This window comes from Fictibacillus phosphorivorans, assembly GCF_007673525.1.
GTDB lineage: Bacteria > Bacillota > Bacilli > Bacillales > Fictibacillaceae > Fictibacillus > Fictibacillus phosphorivorans_C.
In genome coordinates, this window is the sequence record NZ_VDZU01000001.1 from 534,046 (window position 1) to 559,218 (window position 25,173).

Below are 25,173 nucleotides of genomic sequence, written 5' to 3' on the forward strand. Positions count from 1 at the left end.
GAAAGATATGATCCAATGAGCGAAAAAGAGGATGTTATGAGTGAAACAAAGACCAGTTTGAGCGAACGTGTAACAAATAAAAATACACGTACCGTAAAATCCAAACTGTTTAAACAATACGTCGATATGAGCTGAAAAATAAGCATTCAAAATTAAAAAAGGGGCGCATCTGTAAAAAGATGACCCCTCTTTCTATTAAACGTGAGCAACACGGGAGGGAAACAGCATGAAACAGAAACAAAAAAAGGTATACGTCGTACCGCATTCGCATTGGGATCGTGAGTGGTACTTTACTATAGAAGATTCAAACCTATTACTCGTAGAAAACATGGACCGATTGATGGATGTGATGGAGAAAGATCCTGAGTATACGGGCTATGTATTTGACGCGCAGAGCTCGATCATTGATGAGTATCTAAAGATTCGTCCAGAAGAAAAAGAACGATTGAGCTATTTGATCGCGGATAAACGTATCTTTGTAGGGCCTTGGTACACACAAGCGGATTCACTACTTGTGAACCGAGAGTCATTAATCCGCAACTTGATGTACGGAACGCGGATCGCTGAAAAGATGGGTCACTCCCTGAACGTTGGTTACCTGCCTGATATTTTTGGTCAGAACACATATCTTCCGTCTATGTTCAAAGAATTTGATATCGACTATAGCGTGTTGCAGCGCGGGATTTATACCGATCAGTTGAACGGTGATCTGAACTTCACGTGGCAATCACCAGACGGCGAGAGCGTGAAGGCGAATAATATCTACTTCGGTTATGGTCCAGGAAAATTTTTATCAGATGATCCTCAGTACATGGAAGAGCGATTGCTCCTGATTTTAGAAAAAATAGCTGATCTGAACGCGGGAACGGATAACTTGTTGTTGCCAGCTGGTGGTGACCAAGTGCTCGTTCGAGAGCATTTTCCTGAAACGGTAAAAAAACTGAACGAAAAAGATGAGAAACATGAATATGTGCTCTCTGACTATGAGACGTTCATGAAGGATACGTGGGAAGAAGGAGATTTTAAGAACGTGATACAGGGTGAGCTGATCGCGACTCAAAAATCTCGTATTCATAATACGATCCGTTCACAGCGTTATGACATCAAAAAACTTAATGATATGGCTGAAGAAAAGGTCATTTATGAACTAGAACCTTTGGCAAGTCTGGCGAGTACGCTAGGCTTTAAATATCCGCAACGATGGCTGGATGAGATGTGGAAGATGCTATTCGACGTTCATGCGCATGATAGCATCGGTGGGTGTAACTCTGATGACACGAATCAAGAAATCGTGAATCGTCTTACAAAGGTTATCCGAATCGCTGATGGCTGTTTGAATCTCTTAAAAAAACAAATAACAGAAGCTGTGAGCCGTCAGCTTGGGAAAGACTCAATCTTTATTATGTTCCATCTGCTTCCTAAAGCGTTCGAAGGTTCGCAAAAAGTGGTTTTTTTCACGAAAGAAAAAGGGTTTGGTGTTCGTGATTTAGACGGAAAGACTGTTTTGTTCGACGTATTGAATCAGGAATATATCTCAGGCGGAAAGACGATCGTCGTGACCGCGGATGGTGAAAAAGAAGTAGAAGCGCCAGGTTATTACCGAAATGAAGTACTTTTACGCGATGTGAAACTTCCATCCATGGGCTATGAAACATTTGAAGTGGTGGAAGATGAAGTGATCGAACATGTAGCTCCGAAAGTTGAAGACAACCGAGCGATCGAAAATGAGAGCTTCCGAATTTATGAGGAAGATGGAAGATTACATTTAAAGGTGAAGACACTGAACAAGACGATCTCTGATTTTGTAAAGTTTGAAAATGTTGCGGATGCGGGAGATTCGTATGACTTTTCTCCGCTTGCTGGAGACTCGCCGATCTATTCAAGAGAGATCGAATCTGTATATGTAGAGGGAAGTAATGGTGTCGAGTTCATGGAAGTCGTACATCTGTTACAGGTGTCGAAAGACTTGGAAGAACGAAAAGTTGGAGATGCAACAGGAAACCTAGTCATTGTAACCCGATTTGAACTTCGCGAGGGTGAAGATTTTATACGAGTTATCCATGACATTGAAAATGAAGTAAAAGATCACCGCGTTCGTGTGTTGCTGCAAACTTCTGTTGAAGGACCAGATGACTCGTTCGGCGATCAAGGATTCAGTCTGATTCAACGCCCGACGGTTAATCCGTACATGGAAAACTGGAAAAAAGAGAAGTTCGCTGAAGCACCGGTGCCGTTCTATCCGCTAGAAAATCTAGCAGGTGTAACGAATGGAGAATTAACTTCTGCTGTTATCACGAAAGGCATCAAAGAATATGAGTTGATCAAAGAAACGGGGCAACTCGCTTTAACATTGTTCCGAAGCGTAGGTTTGCTTGGCCGTGACAATTTAGCTTGGAGACCAGGTCGCGCGTCAGGTATCAACAATAAAGTCGTTCATACACCGGATGCTCAAATGCAAACAAAAATGTCATTTGAGTACGCGATTATGGTCACTGAAGGTCATGACGTTAAACAGTTGTTTAACACGGTAGATGAATATCGCGGACACAGTGTGAGTTATCAAAAGCAAGCGTTGAACACGTTTGAAGAAAGACTCGATCGTTTTGAGATTCCATATCCAGTAGATATCTTGCCTGCGAGATTCAGCTTGTTTGAGTCAGAAGGCGACTTGTTTTTGAGCACGATGAAAAAAGCGCACGACGATGATTCGGTCATCTTACGTTTGTTTAACCCTAGTGAGGTAGAGCAGACAGTTGTCTTAAGAAGTGAACACATCCAATCTGTTCTACAAACGAAACTGAACGAAAAAAGTGTGATCGACGTGAAAGACGAAGTGACGGTTACAGCAAAAGGATACGTCACATTAAAGCTTCGTATGAAGGAGAATGTGTAATGAGTTTTTCTGTGAAAGCTGAGAGTCTGTTAAAAACAATCTATGGCGAAGATTTTTCGCCTGATTATAAAGAAGAGATCGTAAAGCTTGTAGAGGGTTGGAGAGAGAAAAAGTGGAGCGAGACAGCTCCACTCTCTGAAAAAAATGTGTATCTGATCACGTACGGCGACATCATTAAAGAAGAAGGAGAATCAACGTTAAAAACGCTGAACAAGTTCATTAACGAATACGCGGCAGATGAGATTACGGATGTACATTTGTTACCGATGTTTCCGTATACGTCTGATGATGGTTTTTCGGTCGTTGATTATCGTGAAATCCACCCTGAACTAGGGAACTGGGCGGATATTGAACGTTTGTCAGGCGATTATCGTCTAATGTTTGATTTTGTAGCGAACCATATGTCGAAGTCGAGCAAGTGGTTTCAAGGCTACCTGAAGGGTGAAGCAGAATATGTGAACTATTTTACCCCGAAAGAAGATGGTTTCGATGCTTCAAACGTCGTGCGTCCCCGCACCTCTCCGCTATTTCACGAGTACGAAGGTGGAAAGACAGCGTGGACAACATTCTCTGAAGACCAGGTGGATGTGAACTTTAAGCATTTTCCTGCGTTGCTTGAGATGACGGATATTTTACTAGATTATGCGAACCGAGGTGGGACAAGCATTCGTCTAGACGCGATCGGTTTCATGTGGAAAGAATCGGGTACAACATGTATTCATCTTCCTCAAACACATGCCATCATCCAGTTGTGGCGCGAGATTTTAGAAGAATTGCAATTAAATACGCTCTTGATCACAGAGACGAATGTTCCGCATAAAGAAAATATCAGCTATTTTGGTGACGGCAACAATGAAGCGCATATGGTGTATCAATTTTCACTGCCGCCGCTCGTATTGCACACGTTAACGACTCATGATGCGAGTAAGCTGACGGGTTGGGCGAAGTCAATTGAAAAGGTGTCTGATTCTGCTACTTACTTTAACTTTTTAGCGAGTCATGACGGTATCGGCATGCGGCCAACAGAAGGCATCTTAACAGAAGAAGAACGTTCATCAATGGCTAAGAAAGTGTTGAATAACGGCGGTCGTGTTTCGTATAAGAGTAACCCTGACGGAACGGAATCTCCTTATGAGCTGAACATCAATTACATGGACGCGCTCATCAATAAAGAAGAAGATACGAGTGAAGATATGCAAGTGCAGAAAATGCTTGCTGCACATTCTGTTTTGTTCTCCGTAATGGGTGTTCCGGCTGTCTATTATCACTCATTGTTAGGTTCTCGGAACGATTATGAAGGGTTGAAGTCGTCAGGAATCAACCGTCGGATCAATCGACAGAAGTTTAAATACGATGAACTCGTTTCGGAGTTAGAAACATCTACTCGTCGTCAAAAAGTGTTTACAGGATTGAAGCGTTTGATTCGTACGCGTCAGCAGGAAACAGCGTTCTCACCCTTTGCTTCACAGTCGATTCTAGACCTTGGGAAGCAGGTATTCTCACTGGTTCGCAGAAATGAAGAAACAGGTGAAACGGTGTTGTTCGTGATGAATGCATCGAACAAACTGATTGATGTGGAGCTTCCTTTTTGTGGCGAGGACTTGTGGAGCGGCAATTCTGTTGAAGGAACTGTTGAACTTGTTCCATATCAGTTTATGTGGATTAAAAAATAAAGTAGGTGGACACGGATGAAGATTGTCATCGCTCCTGATTCATTCAAAGAAAGTATGACAGCAGCTGAGGTCTGTAGAGCAGTGGAAGCTGGTTTTAAAAAGACGTATCCTCACGCAGATTATGTGCACGTGCCTGTTGGCGACGGTGGAGAAGGAACGGTTACATCTGTTGTAGATGCGACAGGCGGCGAGATGGTCGAAGTGGAGGCAACAGGTCCGCTCGGTGAAAAAGTAGCTGCCTTTTACGGCGTAACTGGTGATGGGAAGACGGCAGTGATCGAGATGGCTGCCGCTTCGGGTCTGCATCTTGTTCCGAGAGAGAAGCGGAATCCTTGTGTGACAACAACACGCGGAACAGGTGAACTGATTCTAGATGCTCTTGATCGAGGAGTGGAGCGGATCGTGCTCGGTCTTGGCGGGTCTGCGACAAACGATGGCGGTGCTGGCATGGCGTCTGCACTTGGTGTGAAGTTTTTGAATGTGAACGGTGAGGAATTGCCTGCTGGTGGTGAAGCGCTTCGTGAACTTTTGACGATTGATGTGTTGGGGCTGGATGCTAGACTGCAGTCGGTAAAAGTAGATGTGGCGTGTGATGTAACAAACCCGTTAACAGGACCGCACGGGGCATCGGCAGTTTTTGGACCGCAAAAAGGTGCGACTCCTGAGATGGTAGGTATTTTAGATGAAAGTTTAAAACGATACGCTGAAGTGGTAGAGCGAAATCTTGGTGTTGCTGTAGATGAGTTGCCAGGTGCTGGTGCTGCTGGAGGCCTTGGTGCAGGAGTCGTGGCGTTTTTAGATGGAAAGCTGCAGAGCGGAATTGATCTTGTGCTTGATGTAATCCACTTTGAAGATGCGGTTCAGGATGCGGATCTCGTGATTGTTGGAGAAGGGCGAATCGATTCTCAAACCATTCATGGAAAAGCGCCAGTAGGTGTAGCGAAACGAGCGAAGACTGTTGTGAACGGTGTACCCGTTGTTGCGATTGCTGGCAGCATCGGTCCTGATTATGAAGCGGTGTACGATCACGGAATTGATGCTGTTTTTAGCGTAATGAACGGTGTGGTGACGTTAGAGGAAGCATTGCTGCATGGAGCGACTAATGTGGAAAAAACAGCGGGAAATATAGCGCGCTTGATACATTTGAAAATAAATTAGCTTCTTGTTCTCAAGGGGCTTTCCTTTTTTAGGAATTGAGAATAATGAAATGTCTAGAGATGTACAAGCGAGGGCTTTTTCTGAAGTAATCTATACGACATGAGGTTAGTGCTTTTGTTTTTGCATCACTTTTAATAACCCGATCACATCATCATTTTGACTAACTTCGATCCGACTGACAGTAGCTTTAACATCTTTTACATCTGTTTCTAATGTATTCAGTCTAGTAACAATCTGTTGTTGGCCAGTTTCTAAGATCGTTACCTTATTATCTAAACTGGTCACTTTATTATCGAGATTGCTCACCTTATTATCCAAGTTGCTCACCTTATTATCCAGTTCAGAAACCTTATTATCGATGCTGAGTAATTTTACTAGAATTTCATTCAGTACTTTTTCCACATGTATCACCTCCTTCATTAGTCTTCCTAAACATTTTACAATATATAAAACTTATCGTACAGTTGGTGTAAATTAAACAACTGTTTAAAAAGTGGGAGGTCTTTTCATGAGTATTATTGATATTAACTGCGATATGGGCGAGAGTTTTGGCGCTTACAAGCTTGGAACAGACGAAGAGATTTTAAAATACATAACGTCAGCAAACATTGCATGCGGTTTTCATGCGGGAGATCCTGCTACGATGAGAAAGACGGTAAAACTCGCGCTAGACCATGAAGTTGGTATCGGTGTTCATCCAGGATTGCCTGATCTCGCTGGATTCGGCCGTCGCAACATCGACATCTCTCCTCAAGAAGCGTATGAGATGGTTGTTTATCAGATCGGCTCATTGTGGGGATTCGTGAAGGCTGAAGGTGGAACGATTCAACACGTGAAACCGCATGGCGCGCTTTATAACATGGCAGCGGTGAATCGTGAACTGTCTGAAGCGATTGCCGAAGCGGTATACAAAGTTAACCCTGAGCTTATTTTATTTGGACTTGCAGGCAGTGAGCTCGTTTCAGCAGGTGAAAAGATCGGCTTGCAGACAGCATCTGAAGTTTTCGCTGACCGAACATATCAGCAAGATCGCACGCTTACTTCACGCAAACTGCCGCATGCGGTGATTACGGATGATGATGCGGCTGTCGCACAAGTTATTCGTATGGCAAAAGAGGGAAAAGTGATGACGCAGCAAGATGTTGACGTCGATATTAAAGCAGATACGGTTTGCATCCACGGAGATGGTGCGCATGCGTTAAGTTTTGCGAAAAAAATTAGACAAACGTTAGAGGATTCTGGAATTTCTGTTCGTAAAATCGGAGAAAGTATTTAGATCAGACTGAAGTAGGCTCAAAGGGTTGCACCTTTGGGCTCTTTTTTTATGTGTGAGAGTTTGGTTTCAGGTGGTCAGGAGCGAATTTCAGGTGGTCAAGGTACAGTTAGCGGTGAAAAATGATGGTTCACAGGTAGAAACGATCACTTTACAGGTGAAAACACCCACTTTACCGGTGAACGTGTAACAAATATAAAAACACGTACCGTAAAAACCTCCTCTTCATGTAATAATATGTCATAATAATATCTGGAAAACTCCTACTATAGAAAGGAATCATCACACCTATGATCTGGATTCTCTACCTCACACTATTCATCCTATCATTCACACTCTCGGTACTTGGTGCACAAACGTGGATGTTCATCACACTGCTGATATTATTCGTAGCAAGCTCATTCCTAGCACTTCTCTATCCATTACTGTGGCAAAAAGATGCCGAAAAAGTAAAGAGGTACTTACTAAAATCAAAACAACCATACCACCGCTTCCTACACGCGTTTTTATATGAAAAAGAACGTGAGGCAGAAATGAGACTCACAAAAATCAAACAAGATCAGTCAAGGAAATATGCAGAAATCCTGCTTTTTACACAACAAGAAAGATGGGCAGATGTGAAGGCGCATTTACAAACTATGAAAAAAAGTAATCTAACTCATTATTATGCCGCAATCGTTGCGATGGAAGAAGGCAGACAAAAAGATTACGAGCAACATAAAAACCAGCTAAAAGACCCTCATTATGTGACGTGGTTAACAGTGGAAGAACTCAGACGAAACGGCGACAAAAACGAAGCACTCACCATACTTGAAAAACAAATCAAAACCTTAGGTGGACTAAAATTGCTATCTGCACTTCACTATAAAGACAAACTGCAACACACAAACTAAACGCCTAAAACTAGATCTCAGTAAAAAAGATCTAGTTTTTTCTTTTTCCAGCACATTCCACGGCCTTCCTTACTACCTTTATCTCACAAATAACAGTATAATTAGGCATAAAAACATTTTTTGTAAAAAGGCAGGAATATAGGGGATGAATAATTTTAGATTCGGGATTCGCCAGAAGATTATTACTGGCTATATTGTGATCATTATCTGTTTAATTGCTGCTATTCTTGCGGTAACCAATCAGTTGGACACAATGAAGAGTGAGAGGAACTTTATTATCCAGCATGATTTTGCGGTTCGAGATCTTACGAGTCAGATTGAAAAGGATCTTTTGAAAATGGAAACCAATAAGCGTGCGTACATCATTACGGGAGATGAAAGCTACCTTCAGCTTTATAATGAAGCGAGCTCTCAATGGTCAAAAGACTTTAACACCCTGAACCAGCTTTTATCGGATAATCCGAGTCAGCAAAAGAGAATTGCTGAGATCAATGAAAACATTCAAAATTGGGTTGCTGTTGCAGGTGATCCACCGATCCAAATGAAACAGCAGAATGACACGGCGGGTATTGCTGAATTTTTTAAACAAGATCCAGGAAAATCTCAGACAGAAAAAGTTCTACAGCAGTTTGATTCTTTTCGTGATACAGAAAAGAGTCTCACACAAAAACGTGCAAATAATCTAAATGAACAAAATCGATACTTAGAGATCGGTCTTTTTAGCTTGCTTGCGTTTGTTATTGTCGTTTCAGTGGCTCTGGCATGGGTCATTTCAGGATCGATCATCAAGACGATAAAAGAAGTCGTTGGCACGATTCGCGCCATGACGACAGGCGGAAACTTGAGCAGTCGCATTCATGTAAAATCGAACGATGAGATTCGTGATTTAGGAGAAGCAACGAACGAACTGTTGAATTCTTTTGAAGAACGTGACTGGCTGCAGCGCAGTGTAACGGATGTTGTGAGTAAGAACCAAGGCGTATCATCACTTGAAACGTTAGCCGAGATTTTCCTTTCTGCGACCGCACAGATTACGGAATCGTCATACGGTGCTTTCTATATTAAAGAAGGCAAGGACGAGAACACTCGGTTTGTAAAAAAAGGAGCGTTTGCAGATACAGCTGCAGATGTTGGACGATCTAGCTTTAAGCTAGGACAAGGTCTTATTGGACAATGTGCACTCGAAAAACGAGTTCAAGTGGTCGAGAAGATCCAAGGAGAGTACACGCTCATCTCTTCTGGACTTGGAGAAACAAAACCGAACAGCATCTTGATTGCACCAATCGTGCATGAAGACGAAATTGTAGCGGTGATCGAACTTGCGAGCCTGAATTCATACAGCAACCAGCACATTACCTTTATTGAAAAAGTACTTGAAACATTCGGACTCACAATCAACCGAGTGATCGATCGTATGGAGATCGCAAGACTGTTATCTGAATCACAAGCGATGACCGAAGAACTGCAGGCGCAATCGGAAGAGCTTCAAACACAATCGGAAGAATTACAGATGCAGTCGGAAGAGCTGCAGATGATCAACGAACAGCTTGAATCACGTTCACAAGACGCCGAGGAGAAATCAAAGGCACTTGAGGTCGCGAAAAGAGAGCTTGAAGAGAAAGCGAAACAGCTAGAGACTGGCTCAAAATACAAATCAGAGTTTTTGGCGAACATGTCTCATGAACTAAGAACGCCGCTTAACAGCATCTTGATTCTATCTGAGATGCTTGCTGAAAATGGAAATCAGTCCCTTTCAGATGAAGAGTTAGAGTTCGCGCGAGTGATTCATTCTTCTGGACAAGATCTGCTGAACCTGATCAACGATATTCTGGATCTTTCGAAGGTAGAAGCAGGGAAACTGGAGATCATGCTTAGTGAAGTGAACCTCAGTGAGTTCCCAAGTAACTTGGAGAGAAACTTCACTCATATCGCAGATCAAAAGAACCTTAACTTTACAATCAATATGGCACCAGATGTTCCAACACTTCTACAAACAGACGAAAAACGATTCCAGCAGATCATTAAAAACCTGCTGTCTAACGCGTTTAAGTTTACAGAGAAAGGCTCCGTGTCTGTTAGTGTGAAAAAAGTACAAACCGATGTCATCTACAACGGTGTTGATTATTGGTTAGAAGTGGCGATAAAGGATACTGGAATCGGTATACCGAAAGAGAAGCACGAACTCATTTTTCAAGCTTTCCAGCAAGGGGATGGAGCAACGATTCGTAAGTTTGGCGGAACTGGCCTTGGGTTATCTATAAGCAGTGAGTTTGCAAAGCTCTTAGGTGGAAGATTGCAGCTTCAAAGTGAAGAAGGAAAAGGAAGTACGTTTAAACTTCTGATTCCAAGTATCTCGGATGAAAGTGTTTCTGTGCAAACGTTCCTTGGCGCGTCAGCCGAAGTGGCAACTGCACTTGAGCAGTCCAGCAGCTTGGTAGCTGTGGCAGAAGCACCAATCACCGCTAAAATCGTACCGGCAGAGCCTGAAGCCGAACAACCATCAATCACAGTTGATGAAGAGAACGTGTTCTATGGTAAAACGGTATTGATCACAGATGATGATAATCGAAATATATTTGCGCTAAAAACAGCTCTTGAACAAAAAGGAATGAACATTCTGATCGCCAATAACGGTATGGAATGTCTGGATGTTCTTGATGCGAACAAAAAGATTGATTTGATCTTGATGGATATTATGATGCCTGAGATGGACGGCTATGAAACAATGCAGCGCATACGCGGAACAGGTGAGCACAAGGACTTGCCGATCATTGCGCTAACGGCAAAAGCGATGAAGAACGACCGTGAAAAGTGCTTAGAAGCAGGGGCTTCTGATTATATCAGCAAACCGCTGAAGCTCGAGCAGCTCTTTTCTGTGATGCACGTTTGGATGACAAAGTGAGGATCGACCAACCATGAAGGATTTCTTATGGAACAACGACGACAACCAGGAAAATAGCATAACAGAAACGCTTGAGATGGAGTTGTTATTAGAAGGGTTGTACCGCATATCTGGATTTGATTTTCGCCAGTATATGCGGTCCTCCATCCATAGACGTGTGCACAATCGCATGCAGCTTGAACAGATCTCAACGATTACAGGCGTGCTAGAAAAAGTTCTGCACGAACCTGCGTTTATGACAACGCTGCTCAACGACTTTTCGATCAATGTAACGGAGATGTTTCGAAACCCTGAGTTCTTTCGTGCTTTTCGCCATAAAGTGATTCCTGAGCTGAGAGAACTACCGGAAATTCGCATCTGGCATGCTGGATGTGCTACGGGTGAAGAAGTTTATTCGATGGCGATCTTAATGGAAGAAGAAGGCTTAAGTCATAAGACGAAATTTTATGCGACTGATATGAACGAACCCGTGTTGAACAAGGCGCGATCAGGCATTCTGCCGCTGAGCAAGATGAGGACGTACACGAAGAACTATATGGCGGCTGGAGGGACTCAAGCTTTTTCTGAGTACTATACGACAGACGGGCACTTTGCTTATTTAAAGCCTTCGTTATTAAAACAGATCAGTTTTTTGCAGCATAACCTTGTGACAGATCACTCGTTCAATGAATTTCACGTGATTCTTTGCCGAAATGTACTGATCTACTTTACCGCCGCTCTGCAAAATCAAGTGCATGAGCTGTTTTACGATAGTCTCAGCCCGAATGGTTTCCTTGGCCTTGGTGATAAAGAATCTATTCAATTTGCTGACTGTGCACAAAAGTATACAGACTTTGCTGAACAAGTAAAAATCTATCAAAAAAAATAAAGCAGGAAGAAGGGGTGTGATGACCTCTTCTATCCTGCTTTTTTTATTTGGCTTGAATCATCATGATACACATATCATCGCTCTGACCTTTTTGTTGTTCTTCTGGAATGACAAGATGGATCGGTGAGCGGATGTTGCTCCATTTTTCAGAAGCCACGTATTTCAGCTTCTCCAGCATCAATTCTTCATCATCACCAGCTTCTAACACACCATCCGTAAAGAGCAGCATCTGAATGTTGTCTTCGTAATGGATAACAGACTTCTTCACTTCGATCTGTTCAAAGAAACCGACTGCATAACAGCTGCGTTCGATAGATTGAAGGGAGTTATCAACGAGTGCATAGCCTTCCGGATGACCGGCATTCACGTATTCAACCGTCTTTTTCTCGGTATCAATCAAAAGGTAGATGCCTGTGAAATAGTAGTTGTAGTCATTTTTCGGGTTATGCAGAAGCGCCATATAACGGTTCAATTCTTTAATCACGAGCTCCGGATCTCTTAGTTCTTTAATGCTGTCTCTCATAACCGACGAGATGAACATGCATACAAGAGAAGAGGAGATCCCATGTCCCATCATATCGAGCAAGATGATGCCATAACGATGTTCATCGAACTTGTGCCAATAATACATATCGCCAGCGAGCTTAAAAGAAGGCAAGTGAGACACGTTTATCGTGATGTTGTCTTCTTTAATCGGCGGATTCAACAAGCCTTTTTGAACTTGCATCGCAAGATCGAGTTCGTTCTGAATCTTTTGTTCTTGTTCCGCGTGCCAATCTTTTTCGTACTTCAATCGCAGTGCGACTCGAATTCTAGCAAGCAATTCTACTTTATTAATAGGTTTCGTCACATAGTCCATACCGCCGCAGTCGAGCGCTTCCGCTAACTTCGTAGAGTCTTCAAGCGCTGTGATGAAGATGATCGGAATGTCTTTGAAACGCTCGTCTTTTTGAACGCGCTGACAAGCCTCGATCCCGTCTATCTCTGGCATCATGATATCAAGGAGAATCAAGTCGATCGACTTTTTGTTCAGCTCTTTTTCGTTTTCTTCGAGGTGATCGAACAGCTGTTGAGCAGAAGAAAGAGAGGTGCAGTCATCGTATCCTGCATTCTTCAATATTTTTTCTATTACAAATAAATTTACTGTATTATCATCAACGATCAGAATGGACATTCAAACTTCTTCCCCTTATATGTACCATTTATTGTGTGTTTTTCTAAGATCATTCAGTTCTATAACTCTAGTATACAAGTAAATGTGGAAAGGGACTATTTTTTAGATTATTTAGAGTGGGATAGTGGTGGTGGAACATTTTATTAGGGGTGATTATGCTAGATGTAGCAGACGAGGGGTGTGTTACGTAATAGACTGTGTTTAGCGTAAGGACATTATTGCAGTTTGTACACACTAGATAGACTACTTGAAATATATCCACGGTAATCCAATTTATATTCACGGATAAGTGTATTAATTTCACGGATAACCACAATAATTTCACGTATAGAATAATTTAAACGATTTTCGACACTTATCGCCACAGTAATTATTCATGAAAAGACACAATGCTCAACAGAATGTTCATTTTAAACATTTTAATTGACATTTATGTTCGTTTATAACATTATAATACATATAAGATGTTCGAAAATAACAAAGGTGATGAAAATAATGCCTAAAGAACGTAGAGAGCAAATTCTTCAACAATTAAATGAGAACGGAAAAATTGAAATTGAGGACCTAGTAAACGAATTAAATGTTTCGGCGATGACAATCCGCCGTGATCTTGCCTTTCTCGAAGAAACTGACCAGATTATTAGAACGCATGGCGGAGCAATACTTAACAAGCCGTTAGTCGTGGAATCATCTTTCCGAACGAAAGAAGGAAAATTCAACGAACGCAAGAGAGCGATCGCCGAGAGAGCCCTGCAATTCATTCAGGATCACTCGACAATTCTTTTAGATTCAGGAACAACAACATTAGAGATCGCAAAATTATTAAAAGAGAAAACTACGATCACAGTGGTTACGAATGATATAAAAATTGCAGCTGAGCTTCTTGATACAGATGTGAAAGTGATCGTGACTGGCGGCGAACTGCAAAATTCGATCGGAACATTGTTCGGCCCATTAACAGAACAGATGTTAAGAGGCATTCACGTAGATCTTTTTTTCTTAGGAGCTCATGCGATCCACAGCCGAGCGGGTGTTACAGCACCGACTTATGAGAAGGCTGCGATCAAAAAGCTGATGATTGAAGCATCAGAAAAAACATGGCTCGTGGCTGATTCTAGCAAGTTTGATCAAAAATCTTTAACAAAGGTTTGTGACTTAAACCAAATACACGGTTTGATTACAGATCAACACCTAACAGATGAAACGAAGCAAATGCTGAATGAATGCTTAGAAGTTGTAACCGTTGAAGGTGGTGAAAAGGGATGAAAGTCGGCGTTATCGCAGATGATCTAACAGGTGCCAATGCGACAGGTGTAAAACTGATCAAACAAGGTTTTGAAGCGGCAACGATGGTGTATTACGATCAGGAACCAGCATCCGGCAGTTACAACGCAGTGTGTATTGATACAGACAGCAGGTATGCACGAAAAGATGTGTCCGAGATGCGGATAAAAAAGTCAATGAGCAACCTACAGCGTTGGGGCGCAGATGTGATCTGTAAACGAATCGACAGTACCGTAAGAGGAAACATCGGAACAGAGATCGACATGGTCTTAAATGAACTTGGTGAACGATCGATTGCGGTTGTCGTTGCATCGTTTCCAGATTCAAGCCGTATCACATCCGGCGGTTACTTACTCGTCGATGGTGTGCCTGTTCAAGCGACAGATGTTGCCAAAGATCCGGTCATGCCTCTTACTGAATCGTACGTTCCTTCTATTATCAGTAAGCAGAGTGAACATCTCGTATCACACATCGGACTCGAAACCGTTTTACAAGGAAAGAAAACGATCCTTCAGGAGTTAAAGCGAAAAATAGACGAGGGAAGCCGTATTCTTGTGATGGATGCGGTAACAGATGAAGAGATTGAAGATATTGCACATGCGATGGCATTGATCGAGGACTACCAACTCGTACCGGTAGATCCAGGACCATTAACGGCTTATTATGCAAAGGCTTACACGTCTCTGCACACACAAAGTAAAAAGATTCTCGTTACCGTCGGAAGCGTAACCTCTTTAAGTGGTGAGCAGCTAACGTATTTGATCGATAAAACGGATGCGAAACCGGTCTATGTCGATGCTGAAAAATTAGCAAGTCTATCGGACAGCTGGGAAACTGAAGTTCAAAGAGCTGTAACGGCTGCCTTAGAAGCGATCCACCACCAAGACATCTTAATTATCACGACCAACTCGCCAGAGGCAAAACGATTAGAACTAAAACGATTGGCTGAAGAGCAAGGTGTGAGTCAGGATCAACTCGCGAAAAGAATTGCAGATGGATTAGGAAAGATCACGCGTATTGTTATTCAGTCAACGAATTATGAGATTGGCGGCTGCTTTTCCAGTGGAGGAGATGTGACGGCTTCACTCTGTTCTGTTGGAAGAGCTGAAGGCATCAAGTTAAAAAATGAAGTACTTCCTCTTGTCGCATACGGTGAATTCATCGGTGGATACTTTGATGGTATACCGCTTGCTACAAAAGGCGGCATGGTTGGTGACAAAAAAGCGATTCACACGATCGTAAAGCATTTATTAGCAAACCAAACATCTACAAAGCAAGTTCAATAATTCTATTAAAAAACTCAAGGAGGAAGAAACATGACAACGACAACAAAAACGACAACAACAGAAAAAGCGATTATTGCGATTCCAATGGGTGATCCAGCAGGTATAGGACCAGAGATTACGATGAAGTCTCTTGCCAAAAAAGAGATCTATGATGTTTGTAAACCGCTCGTGATCGGAGATGCTGCGGTTCTAGAAAAAGCGATTGCGATTGTAGGTGCAGACCTCAGAATTAATGAAGTAACATCTCCTGCAGAAGGAAAGTACGAACTAGGAACGGTTGATGTGATTAACTTAAACAACATTGATATGAACAAGCTTCAGTATGGTGAAGTATCTGCTCAAGGCGGACAGGGAGCTTTTGAATATATCAAAAAAGCAGTAGAGCTTGCGACAGCAGGTGAGGTTAAAGCCCTGGCAACAACTCCGATCAATAAAGAATCGTTAAAAGCCGCGAATGTTCCTTATATCGGACATACGGAGATGCTTGAAGCACTTGCAGGTTCTGATGATCCTCTAACGATGTTCGAAGTAAGAGGAATGAGAATTTTCTTCTTAACACGCCACCTTTCATTAAAAGATGCGATTGCAGCTATGACGAAAGAACGTGTGCATGATTACTTAGTACGATGTGATCGAGCGCTCGCTCGTCTAGGCGTTGAAAACAGACGCTGGGCTGTTGCTGGTCTAAACCCGCATAGCGGAGAAGGCGGATTGTTTGGCTGGGAAGAAGTGGAACAAATCAAACCAGGTATTGAGCTAGCTGTTGCAGACGGAATCAACGCAGTAGGTCCGGTTCCAGCAGACTCTGTATTCTTCCAAGCACTTAACGGAAAATATGATGCAGTGTTGTCTCTCTATCATGATCAAGGACATATCGCAGCTAAGATGACAGATTTTCATCGAACCATTTCTATCACTAACGGTCTTCCGTTCTTAAGAACTTCGGTAGACCACGGAACAGCGTTTGATATCGCTGGTAAGAACATTGCAGAAAGCACGAGTATGGAAGAATGTATCAAACTGGCTGCTCAATATGCACCGAAGTTTACAGCAAATAGTCTTTAAGATAGATGAAAGTGAAGGGTTCTCATGCCCTTCACTATTCTTTCAACAATAAATAAAAGCGCTTACATTAAAGGGGGTTAATGAAATGGAAGTTTCAGGAGCACAAATGGTAGCTGGTTTAGTTCTTGGGGTTATTGCATTAATTTTTCTCGTTTTAAAAACAAAGATTCACGCTTTTCTAGCTCTTATTATCGCGGCTTCAATCGCCGGTCTTGTCGGCGGAATGGAACCGGGAAAAGTCGCTGATACCATCTCCGCTGGGTTCGGGAGCACGCTTGCCTCTATCGGTATCGTAATCGGACTCGGTGTGATGATCGGACGAATTCTTGAAGTTTCAGGAGCGGCTGAAACACTGGCGTATTCACTCATTAAAGCAGTCGGAAGGAAAAAGGAAGAGTGGGCGATGGCAATTGCGGGTTATGTGGTTTCCATTCCGATCTTTGTTGACTCAGCGTTTGTTATTTTAAATCCACTCGTAAAAGCTTTATCTAAGAAAACGGGGAAGTCGGTCGTTTCGTTAGGTGTAGCTCTAGCAGTGGGTCTTGTAATCACGCACTCTTTAGTACCGCCAACGCCTGGTCCGTTAGGTGTAGCGGGAATTTTTGGAGTGGATATCGGACTTATGATCGGTCTTGGTCTTCTTTTTGCCATTCCAACTATGATTGCGGGGGTTCTATACGCCAAATGGATTGGTAAAAGAATCTATCAAGTGCCGGATGATTCTGAACTAGGATTCACACGTCCTACTAAACAAGCAGCTTATCAAGAGTTTATTGAGCTCGCTAGTGCGCGAGAGGATGCTCTTCCTTCTTTAGGTCGCTCACTATTACCGATCGTCCTACCAATTCTATTAATCTTTTTAAACACGACGTTAACTGCACTCGAGCTTACATCTGGGTTTTACGGAATTTTAATTTTCTTAGGTAAACCGATTATTGCCGTAAGTATTGGACTCATTGTAGCGATCTACGCTCTAGCCGGTAACTTGAGTCGCTCTGAATCCCTTGACCGAATGGAAGAGGGAATTCAGACAGCAGGTATCATCCTATTAGTAACAGGTGCAGGTGGAGCGCTAGGAAATGTACTTCGTGAAAGTGGAGCGGGAAACTTTATCGCTGAAAAAATTGCAGACCTTCCACTACCGGCGATCTTGATTCCGTTCTTCGTTGCGACGATTGTTCGCCTCGTTCAAGGAAGTGGTACGGTAGCGATGATAACTGCCGCATCTATCTCAGCACCGATCCTTTCTCAGCTAGATGTAAACATGGCACTTGCCGCTCAAGCTGCCGCGATGGGCTCGATGATCTTCTCGTACTTTAACGACAGCTTGTTCTGGGTTGTTAACCGAATGTTAGGCATTAAAGAGGTGAAAGAGCAGATTATGGTCTGGTCAGTACCGACAACAATCTGTTGGTTCGTAGGATTAGTATCACTTTTAGTTGCGAATATGTTCTTTTAAACAGATGTTTAATAAAGAGTCTCACCATGTTGATATCATGGTGAGGCTTTTTTGTTTGAGGAGGGGAGGTTTTACGGTACGTGTTTTTATAATTTGTTACGCGTTCACCGATAAAGTGCTTCTTTTCACCTGTAAACGTGATCTATCCACCGCTAAACGCTCACTTTACACCTATAAATGAACGGCGACCACCGGAAAACAACTCACGACCACCGCTAACCCATCCAATTCGAGCTATATGCACCAAAAAAAGAACCTACAACACGTAGATTCTTCACTATCCAGCCCTATTTAGGTAAAGGATCAGCAGTTGATGCGGCATGTACGGGCAATGTGATCTGAAAGGAGGTGCCTTCGTTCAGTTTGCTGTCAACTAAGATCGCTCCTCCGTGGTTTTGAATGATTTTAAAGCAAATCATGAGGCCAAGGCCCGTTCCGTTAAACTTCGTCGTGTAGAACGGTTCGCCGATTCTTTTTTGTTGCTCTTCTGTCATGCCGACTCCATTATCTTTTACGGAGATAACAACGTGTCCATCTCGGGAAGTGGCACGAAGTGAGATCTCACCACCGTCAGGCAGGGCTTCCATCGCGTTCTTAATCATGTTGATGATCACTTGTGTCAGCTGGTTCTTCTCACCATAAACAAGTGGCATGTTCGATTTCTCGAAAGAAATGATCACGTTGCGCAAATTTGCTTCAGGCTGCATCAGATCGATGACGTTCTGAATGCTTTCTACGATATTGAACCAGCTGAAATAGACAGCGTGGGGCTTCGCGAGGACCATCAGTTCACTTACGATAAAATTGATGCGATTGATCTCTGTTAGAATGATGTCTTTAAAAAATGTGTTCTTCTCCTGATCAGATTCGTTAATGAGCTGAACAAGCCCTGCGATGGAGGTGAGTGGGTTGCGAATCTCATGAGCGATTCCCGCGGCCAAATCACCGATCAGGGAAACCTTTTCAGACTTCAACAAAATCTCCTCTGTTTTCTTTTTCTCCGTCACATCGTATTGGATCGATATGTGCTGATAGGCAACACCTTCTCGGTCTAGAAAAGGAACGATCGTCGTATCCACCCAATAGAGTGTGCCGTCTTTCGCTTTGTTGCAGATCTCACCGTTCCATACGCGTCCTGCTTTAATTTCTTGTTGAATATGATGAACGAAGCTCTCTGTATGAACGCCTGAATAGAAAATCTTGCCGTGATCCTGACCGATTAATTCTTCGCGGGTATATTGCGTCAATTCGCAAAAATGGTCGTTCACTTGAATGATGCGGTCGTTTTTGTCTGTGACGGAGAAGATCGTTCCTTCAAATAGAGCGGTTCGAATGTTATTTAACTCTAGAATGGAGATATCCAGATTTCGATTCGTATGTTGAAGTGCTTTTTTCGTATTATGCATGAACGTCGTATAATGTGTAACGATTGAACGAGCTGCTGTATCAATCAACAAGTTCAGACGATTTGCCGCAAAGATGGCGCGATCAGCATTCAACTCATGAGTTTCAAACTCTTTTTCTAAAAGCTCTGAGACGATAACGCGGGATTCGAAGATAAAATGTAGAGCGTAATCGAGCGGGATCTCCATTTCAGATGAGCGCTGCCCAAATGCATCAGCCCATTTCTTAATCTTTTCTTCAGCGGTTTGAACATTTTCTGATAAGCCTTCACCTAAGTATTGAAAAAGAATGTCCATCCAGTGAGAGACTTTGGTTTTGTAGATCGAAAAGTCAGTCTCTAAGTTCTTGATCGGCTTTAGTTTGCATACAAGTTGTTTGCTGTTTTCTTTTATCTTCGTTCCTATATCCCTACAACTTTCCATGGGGTCTGCCTCCTGTAACGGTTTCCGAATGCATCTAATGAAACCTTCGACATTTCGACAAACATCCCTTCTATTGGAAGAAAAGGAATGATGAAACTTTTTTTGTGTAATTCTTTAGGAGAGTATTGTGGGAGTTGATTTCCGTTCCAGGATACTCGCTTTCCGGGGGGAGTGCGGTGAGCCACCTCGGCACTCTGTGCCCTTAGGTGTCTCACCTGACACTCTAATCCCCCAGGAGTCTCGCACCTTGCACTCCAATCAACTTTTCAATGAAGTCAATGATGTCTAAAAGCGACAATAATTATAGAAGAAATTAAAATTAGGGAAAGTAAACAAAAAAAACACTCGATCTAATGATCAAGTGTCGCTGCAGCTTATTACATCGCTTCTAAGATACTCTCCATATAGGTTTCGGTAAATACCTGAAAGCATAGATCGAGCATCTGATTTATCTCTTGAATGATAAATATCACTTCTTTTACGCTTGTTTCTTCTTGTTCTGCTAGACGTTCAATCACTTGAAGAATCTCACTGCGAATAAATTGCGTTGATTGCATCGCCACATCCAATGATTGACCGTATTCGAGCGCATAGCGAGCGGTTTGAACAGACCATAACTTCAGTCCATCTTCTCTTGCGGACGGTGACAGCACGAGGGAGCTGCCTAAGAGTTGGACTAATTTCATAATATAATCGGTCGATGACTGGCGATCAAACAGCTGTTTATCTTTTATCGGGTATTTCTTAAACCGTAGTGTGAGTATCTGCTCAGCCAACGTAGGTGCCTCATCTATGAGTGCTTTGGCTAACGTGTGTTGGATCTGATTCAAGATGGTAACCTCCTAATTTAAAAGATATATGTATTGAAATGTTAAAAATATAAAGCTTTACCTTTAGTATTACTTAATCTAATAGGCTTGTCACGAACAATCGAGCTATTTTAGACCAAATTTACAAAGGACAGCTATAATCAGCTGCCCTCTGTTTCTGGTTGTTTTTCTTTTATAAAGAATGAGATCACAAGGCCGATCAAGGATAATACGGATACGACGATAAACGCCATATTTGCGCCATACATATCAGGGTGTGTGATTTCAGGACGCGCTCCCGCCGTTTCAGCGGTAGTTGTCATGACTGTGACTAAAATGGCAGTACCGACTGATGCTGCGATCATTTTCATCGTATTGTCCATCGCTGCGCCGTGTGGAATCAAACGCTTCGGAAGTCGGTTGAGTCCAGCGGTTGCAACAGGCATCATGACCATCGCAAGGCCAAACATCCTGACACCATACATCACGGTTAAAAATGTAAACGATGTGGTTGGACTTAAAGTAGCAAACGCAAAAGATGATCCAGTGATGATCGTTAACCCGATGATTGCAAGCCAGCGCGCACCGAACTTATCAAAAAGTCTCCCAGTGATCGGTGATAACAGCCCTGTGATAAGCGCACCTGGTAAGAGTGCAAGACCTGCTTCAAACGCCGTAAAGTCTCTCATGTTCTGCATGAATAGCGGTATGATTGTCTCCGCGCCGATCAGCCCTAAGAATGTGATCATTCCAATGATGATCGTAAGCGGGAAGATAGAGTTTGCGAACACCCTGAACTCGAGCATCGGATGTGCTAAACGCAGTTGTCGTGTGATGAATAAAATAAGAGCAACGACACCGATCGCTAGCCAAATCAGCGTGCTTGGCGCAGTCCATCCGAGATTTCCTGCACATGTGAATCCGTATAGCAATCCTCCAAAACCGAACGATGACAGAATGATCGATGTTACATCTACTTTTGTTTTTGATGTTTCCGTAACATTTTTCAAAGCAAAAAAGGCCACGATAATATCAATGATGGCAATCGGCAAGATGATGAAAAAGAGTACCCGCCAAGAGTAATGTGATGTTACCCAGCCTGAAAGAGCAGGGCCGATTGCTGGTGCGAATGAGATCACAAGCCCGACTAACCCCATTGCTGATCCTCGTTTGTTCACGGGGAAAATCATTAAAAATACGGTCTGCATCAGAGGCAGCATAACCCCAGCTCCACTTGATTGGATGACTCTGCCGAGTAAGAGGGTCTCAAAGTTTGGCGCTAGTCCTGCAACGAGTGTTCCAACAGCGAAAACGCTCATCGCTGAAATGAAAAGCTGCCGAGTCGTGAAGCGTTCGAGCAAAAACGCACTGACCGGAATCATGATCCCGTTTACGAGCATGAATACGGTTGTCAGCCATTGAGCGCTGTTCGCCGTGATGTTCATCTCTTTCATGATCGGCGGTATCGCGGTGATCATAAGTGTTTGGTTTAATATCGCAATAAACGTTCCAGCGAGCAACAAGGCCACGATCGTCGATTGTTTAACATTTTGTGTAGTTTCCATAGCCGTTCAATCCCATCTAACATTTTATGATGTGTACAGCTTACAGGATTTTTAACGGAAATGACATTAAGATGCTTTTTAAAAATGAGCATCTCTTCACTCACAACATACACTAATCAAAAAGCGGGTGAGGGTATGGGTGAGGAACAGTTAGCTGAGCTGGACGAAGTCTTGCTGCTCGTTGATATCATCGCAATCCTTTTAGTAGAAGAACGCCCTATATTAGGTCTCGTTTTTATCGGACTTCTGAAGGTAGTCACAAAAGACCGGAGTATCAGAATCGCATTTATTCTATTGATCATCGTATTGAATGTGAACCGAAGATAAAAAACACTCATTTATACCTGGGTAGTAGGATGGCTGTTTTCGACGGGGAGATACAGGATTAAACAATTCATACTATTCAAATGATTTCGTCGTTATTCTACAATAAAGAACAAAAGGAGTGGTTTCGTGAAGATATCATTTGGAAAAAGTATTGGAATGACGTGCGCTTTGTTGCTCGGAGTCGTTATTTTTGAAAATGGTGAAACAGCAGAAGCAAAGAATAAGACAAGCTGTTTTGATTCAAATGTAGCGTTAACAGCAGAAGAACAAAGAATTGAGGATGGCCGACCGATTCCGCAACAGTTATTGAAGGAAAGTGAATTCACCTCATACGTGGATCATTTTAAAAAAGATCTATGTTCAGCAAGAACTCCAGAGAAAGCTGAAAAAGTGATACAGAAGCATGGAACGGCACTATGGAAAACAGCTGTTGACCGTGCTCAAGGTAAGAGACCGGATTTAGGTGAGCTTGATTCCTACGATGACCGCCCTCTATACTGGGCAAGATTACATATGACGAGTGCTCTCAGACAATGGGATCCGGCGTTTAACGTCACGAAAGAACAACGCGGGAAGTTAATAAAATCATTAGAATATACATCAAGAGGCATTACGACAATCGACTTTCCAAAAAGCAAGAAAGTGAAGAGGATCCTTGTGAGTGGATTCGATCCGTACCGCCTTGAACAAGAATTTAGACGAACCAACCCTTCAGGTGCAAGCGGTCTGCAGCTCGACGGACGATGGGTGTGGACAGGTGATGGATTAGCCGTCATTCAAGCGGCGAATTTCCCTGTTCGATGGGATGACTTTGAAGAAGGAATCGTTGAGAATACGTTTGGCCCATTTTTGAAGCAAGGCTCGAAACAAGTGGACTTAATCATGACCATCAGTCAAGGTGGACCGCGTAAGATGGCGATCGAAGGATATGCCGGACGCTATCATACGGGAGCTGACAACAAGCTCGAAGAACGAGCAGAGGTCACACCACCTGTAGCTCATTGGCCGATGCCAAAGCCGCTTCCGGAGTTTATTGAAACCACCCTTCCGTATGAAGAAATGATTGCGGCTGAAACGGGACCGTGGCCGGTTTTCCGAAATGATAAAGTTTGTGAATGGCTGCCGCCAAATTTTGAAGACCCAGCAGTTTGTAATGAGGATGGACCAACACCGGGCTCTAAAGCAAAAGAAGGTGGAGGCGGAAGCTATCTGTCTAACGAAAGCATGTACCGCTCGAATCGCGTTCGCTTAGGTTTAGGTGCGACCGACATTCCAGGCGGACATCTGCATATTGCAGCACAAGAATTTTACCCAGAAGACAAATCTGTATATATCACAGAGGAGTTCAAGGAGTTTCGCCGAAATACAGTGGATCAAACAGTCGATCTTGTGGAAGCTGCTGCTCGAGCGGTGAAATAAAATAGGTAGAGGAAGATGTCTCTCATGTTGATGAGGGGCATTTTTCGTGTGTGATTGATGGGACTTTGAGGGTCAGGAATGATGACAGGTATGATGACTCATAGAAACATACGGAAGGCCCATAGAATGTGAACGACGACCCATAGAATATTGTTTGACTCAAAGAAACCCCATTAAGACTCATAGGATGTTCATGACGACCCATAGAAAGGCTATGATGACCCATAGAAGTCTCGTGACGACCCATAGATGATTTTCTGGTTCATTTTAGTAAATTAATGAAACCCTTTTAAACAAACCAACACTCGAAAAATTCAACATATGAAATTTTTTTTCGAAAAAAGTGATCTGATTTGACTACTTTTAACGTATATATTATATTACTGTATTTATGGACTGGCTTTAACTAAAGAGGTGTTGCAACATGAATATCGTTAAAGTGTTAAAACAACTAGGTGACCGATTTCTCAAATTGAGGGTGTACGATTTATCGGCACAGATGGCTTATTATTTTTTAATGTCGGTCTTTCCATTTTTGCTCGTCATCTATTCGTTACTGACATATTTACCACTGAGAGAAGAAAATATACTAGAGCTAGTCCAGCCGTATGCGCCAGAGAGCACATACAATCTGATTGATAAGACATTATCCTATACCGTTATGAGACAAGAAGGAAACCTATTGTCGTTTAGTTTGATCGTCACTTTGTGGCTTTCATCAATGGGTTTTCAAAGCATGAAGCGTATTATGAATGATGCTTATCAAGTGAGAAACGACGAGAACATGTTAAAACAGATTCTAGAAAGTCTATTGTTAACTGTTGGATTCATGATCGCTGTTCTGTTCTCCGTGTTTGTACCGTTGTTTGAAAAAATTCTGCGGGTTTATCTCGAAGGCATCTTTTCAAACCTAGCTTTTCAAAAGCTATGGATTATTATCCAGTGGGGAATAGGGACCGTATTTCTGCTGTTATTTTTTATCATGCTCTATTCCTTTGCACCAAGCATTAAGCTTGGGTTTAAAAAAGTACTTCCAGGTGCGTTCTTTGCGACGATCGGCTGGCAGCTTGTTTCAATGGGGTTCGCTACGTACGTGAGTGGAAGCAACTATTCCGCGCTGTACGGGCAAGTTGCAGGTCTCGTCGTCTTGATGTTGTGGTTCTACCTGTCTGCGATGATCATCATCCTAGGTGGATTGCTGAATACTGTGGTGTACCCAAGTAAATAATTAATAAAGGCTGACCTTTTGGAGGGTCAGTCTTTTTTCTTCTCCTTTAAACAACTCTATCCATATACTAT

General features: G+C 42.7%; 19 protein-coding genes. 14 read left to right on the forward strand and 5 right to left on the reverse strand.

Features of this window, described 5'->3' with window-relative positions:
• Positions 1-226: 226 nt before the first annotated feature.
• The 3 genes from FS458_RS02615 to FS458_RS02625 are packed head-to-tail and all read left to right on the forward strand — an operon-like array spanning position 227 to position 5,724.
• The gene (locus FS458_RS02615) at positions 227-2,893 is read left to right on the forward strand and encodes a glycoside hydrolase family 38 C-terminal domain-containing protein (protein WP_144697584.1); all 2,667 of its coding nucleotides are present in this window, start codon (positions 227-229) and stop codon (positions 2,891-2,893) included.
• Positions 2,893-4,566 (forward strand): alpha-amylase family glycosyl hydrolase, encoded by a 1,674-nt coding sequence (locus tag FS458_RS02620; RefSeq protein ID WP_144697586.1) that lies wholly within the window; start codon positions 2,893-2,895, stop codon positions 4,564-4,566. The genes FS458_RS02615 and FS458_RS02620 overlap by 1 nt, the downstream gene beginning before the upstream one ends.
• 15 nt (positions 4,567-4,581) lie before the next feature.
• Entirely contained in the window at positions 4,582-5,724 is a 1,143-nt protein-coding gene (locus FS458_RS02625; protein WP_144697588.1) for a glycerate kinase, read from the forward strand.
• A gap of 105 nt (positions 5,725-5,829) precedes the next feature.
• Here the strand turns inward: FS458_RS02625 and FS458_RS02630 are convergent, their stop codons facing one another.
• Positions 5,830-6,144: a hypothetical protein gene (locus FS458_RS02630; protein WP_144697590.1), complete on the reverse strand. Its 315-nt coding sequence runs from the start codon at positions 6,142-6,144 to the stop codon at positions 5,830-5,832.
• Between the two features lie 88 nt (positions 6,145-6,232).
• Here FS458_RS02630 and FS458_RS02635 point away from each other — a divergent pair, with 88 nt between their 5' ends.
• From FS458_RS02635 to FS458_RS02650, 4 genes are all read left to right on the forward strand, one after another.
• Positions 6,233-7,000, forward strand: coding sequence for a LamB/YcsF family protein (locus tag FS458_RS02635; protein ID WP_144697592.1), 768 nt, complete (start codon positions 6,233-6,235; stop codon positions 6,998-7,000).
• A 287-nt stretch (positions 7,001-7,287) separates the two neighbouring features.
• On the forward strand, positions 7,288-7,890 hold the full coding sequence (locus FS458_RS02640) for a hypothetical protein (protein WP_144697594.1): 603 nt from the start codon (positions 7,288-7,290) through the stop codon (positions 7,888-7,890).
• 145 nt (positions 7,891-8,035) lie between these two features.
• Positions 8,036-10,792 carry a CHASE3 domain-containing protein gene (locus tag FS458_RS02645; RefSeq protein WP_144697596.1) on the forward strand — a complete coding sequence of 919 codons (2,757 nt, stop codon included), beginning with the start codon at positions 8,036-8,038 and terminating at the stop codon, positions 10,790-10,792.
• Between the two features lie 13 nt (positions 10,793-10,805).
• Positions 10,806-11,660, forward strand: a complete 855-nt coding sequence (locus tag FS458_RS02650; protein WP_144697598.1) for a CheR family methyltransferase — start codon at positions 10,806-10,808, stop codon at positions 11,658-11,660.
• 43 nt (positions 11,661-11,703) lie between these two features.
• Here the strand turns inward: FS458_RS02650 and FS458_RS02655 are convergent, their stop codons facing one another.
• Positions 11,704-12,834, reverse strand: a complete 1,131-nt coding sequence (locus tag FS458_RS02655; protein ID WP_144697600.1) for a fused response regulator/phosphatase — start codon at positions 12,832-12,834, stop codon at positions 11,704-11,706.
• A gap of 495 nt (positions 12,835-13,329) precedes the next feature.
• Here FS458_RS02655 and FS458_RS02660 point away from each other — a divergent pair, with 495 nt between their 5' ends.
• From FS458_RS02660 to FS458_RS02675, 4 genes are all read left to right on the forward strand, one after another.
• Entirely contained in the window at positions 13,330-14,100 is a 771-nt protein-coding gene (locus FS458_RS02660) for a DeoR/GlpR family DNA-binding transcription regulator (protein WP_231607332.1), read from the forward strand.
• Positions 14,097-15,404 (forward strand): four-carbon acid sugar kinase family protein, encoded by a 1,308-nt coding sequence (locus FS458_RS02665; RefSeq protein WP_144697602.1) that lies wholly within the window; start codon positions 14,097-14,099, stop codon positions 15,402-15,404. Before FS458_RS02660 ends, FS458_RS02665 begins: the two co-directional genes overlap by 4 nt.
• A gap of 30 nt (positions 15,405-15,434) precedes the next feature.
• The gene (gene pdxA, locus FS458_RS02670; RefSeq protein ID WP_144697604.1) at positions 15,435-16,469 is read left to right on the forward strand and encodes a 4-hydroxythreonine-4-phosphate dehydrogenase PdxA; all 1,035 of its coding nucleotides are present in this window, start codon (positions 15,435-15,437) and stop codon (positions 16,467-16,469) included.
• Between the two features lie 85 nt (positions 16,470-16,554).
• Positions 16,555-17,928, forward strand: coding sequence for a GntP family permease (locus FS458_RS02675; RefSeq protein ID WP_066398295.1), 1,374 nt, complete (start codon positions 16,555-16,557; stop codon positions 17,926-17,928).
• Between the two features lie 287 nt (positions 17,929-18,215).
• On the opposite strand, the gene FS458_RS02680 is transcribed toward FS458_RS02675, so the two are convergent.
• From FS458_RS02680 to FS458_RS02695, 3 genes are all read right to left on the reverse strand, one after another.
• Positions 18,216-19,754 carry a PAS domain-containing sensor histidine kinase gene (locus FS458_RS02680; protein WP_144697605.1) on the reverse strand — a complete coding sequence of 513 codons (1,539 nt, stop codon included), beginning with the start codon at positions 19,752-19,754 and terminating at the stop codon, positions 18,216-18,218.
• Between the two features lie 377 nt (positions 19,755-20,131).
• On the reverse strand, positions 20,132-20,584 hold the full coding sequence (locus tag FS458_RS02690) for a hypothetical protein (RefSeq protein WP_144697607.1): 453 nt from the start codon (positions 20,582-20,584) through the stop codon (positions 20,132-20,134).
• A gap of 140 nt (positions 20,585-20,724) precedes the next feature.
• Complete coding sequence (locus FS458_RS02695) at positions 20,725-22,128, reverse strand: DHA2 family efflux MFS transporter permease subunit (RefSeq protein ID WP_144697609.1); 1,404 nt, start codon at positions 22,126-22,128, stop codon at positions 20,725-20,727.
• 60 nt (positions 22,129-22,188) lie between these two features.
• Here FS458_RS02695 and FS458_RS02700 point away from each other — a divergent pair, with 60 nt between their 5' ends.
• From FS458_RS02700 to FS458_RS02710, 3 genes are all read left to right on the forward strand, one after another.
• Positions 22,189-22,455 (forward strand): hypothetical protein, encoded by a 267-nt coding sequence (locus FS458_RS02700; protein ID WP_144697611.1) that lies wholly within the window; start codon positions 22,189-22,191, stop codon positions 22,453-22,455.
• 126 nt (positions 22,456-22,581) lie between these two features.
• Positions 22,582-23,874: a hypothetical protein gene (locus tag FS458_RS02705; protein ID WP_144697613.1), complete on the forward strand. Its 1,293-nt coding sequence runs from the start codon at positions 22,582-22,584 to the stop codon at positions 23,872-23,874.
• A 424-nt stretch (positions 23,875-24,298) separates the two neighbouring features.
• Positions 24,299-25,102: a YihY/virulence factor BrkB family protein gene (locus FS458_RS02710; RefSeq protein ID WP_144697615.1), complete on the forward strand. Its 804-nt coding sequence runs from the start codon at positions 24,299-24,301 to the stop codon at positions 25,100-25,102.
• Positions 25,103-25,173 lie beyond the last annotated feature (71 nt).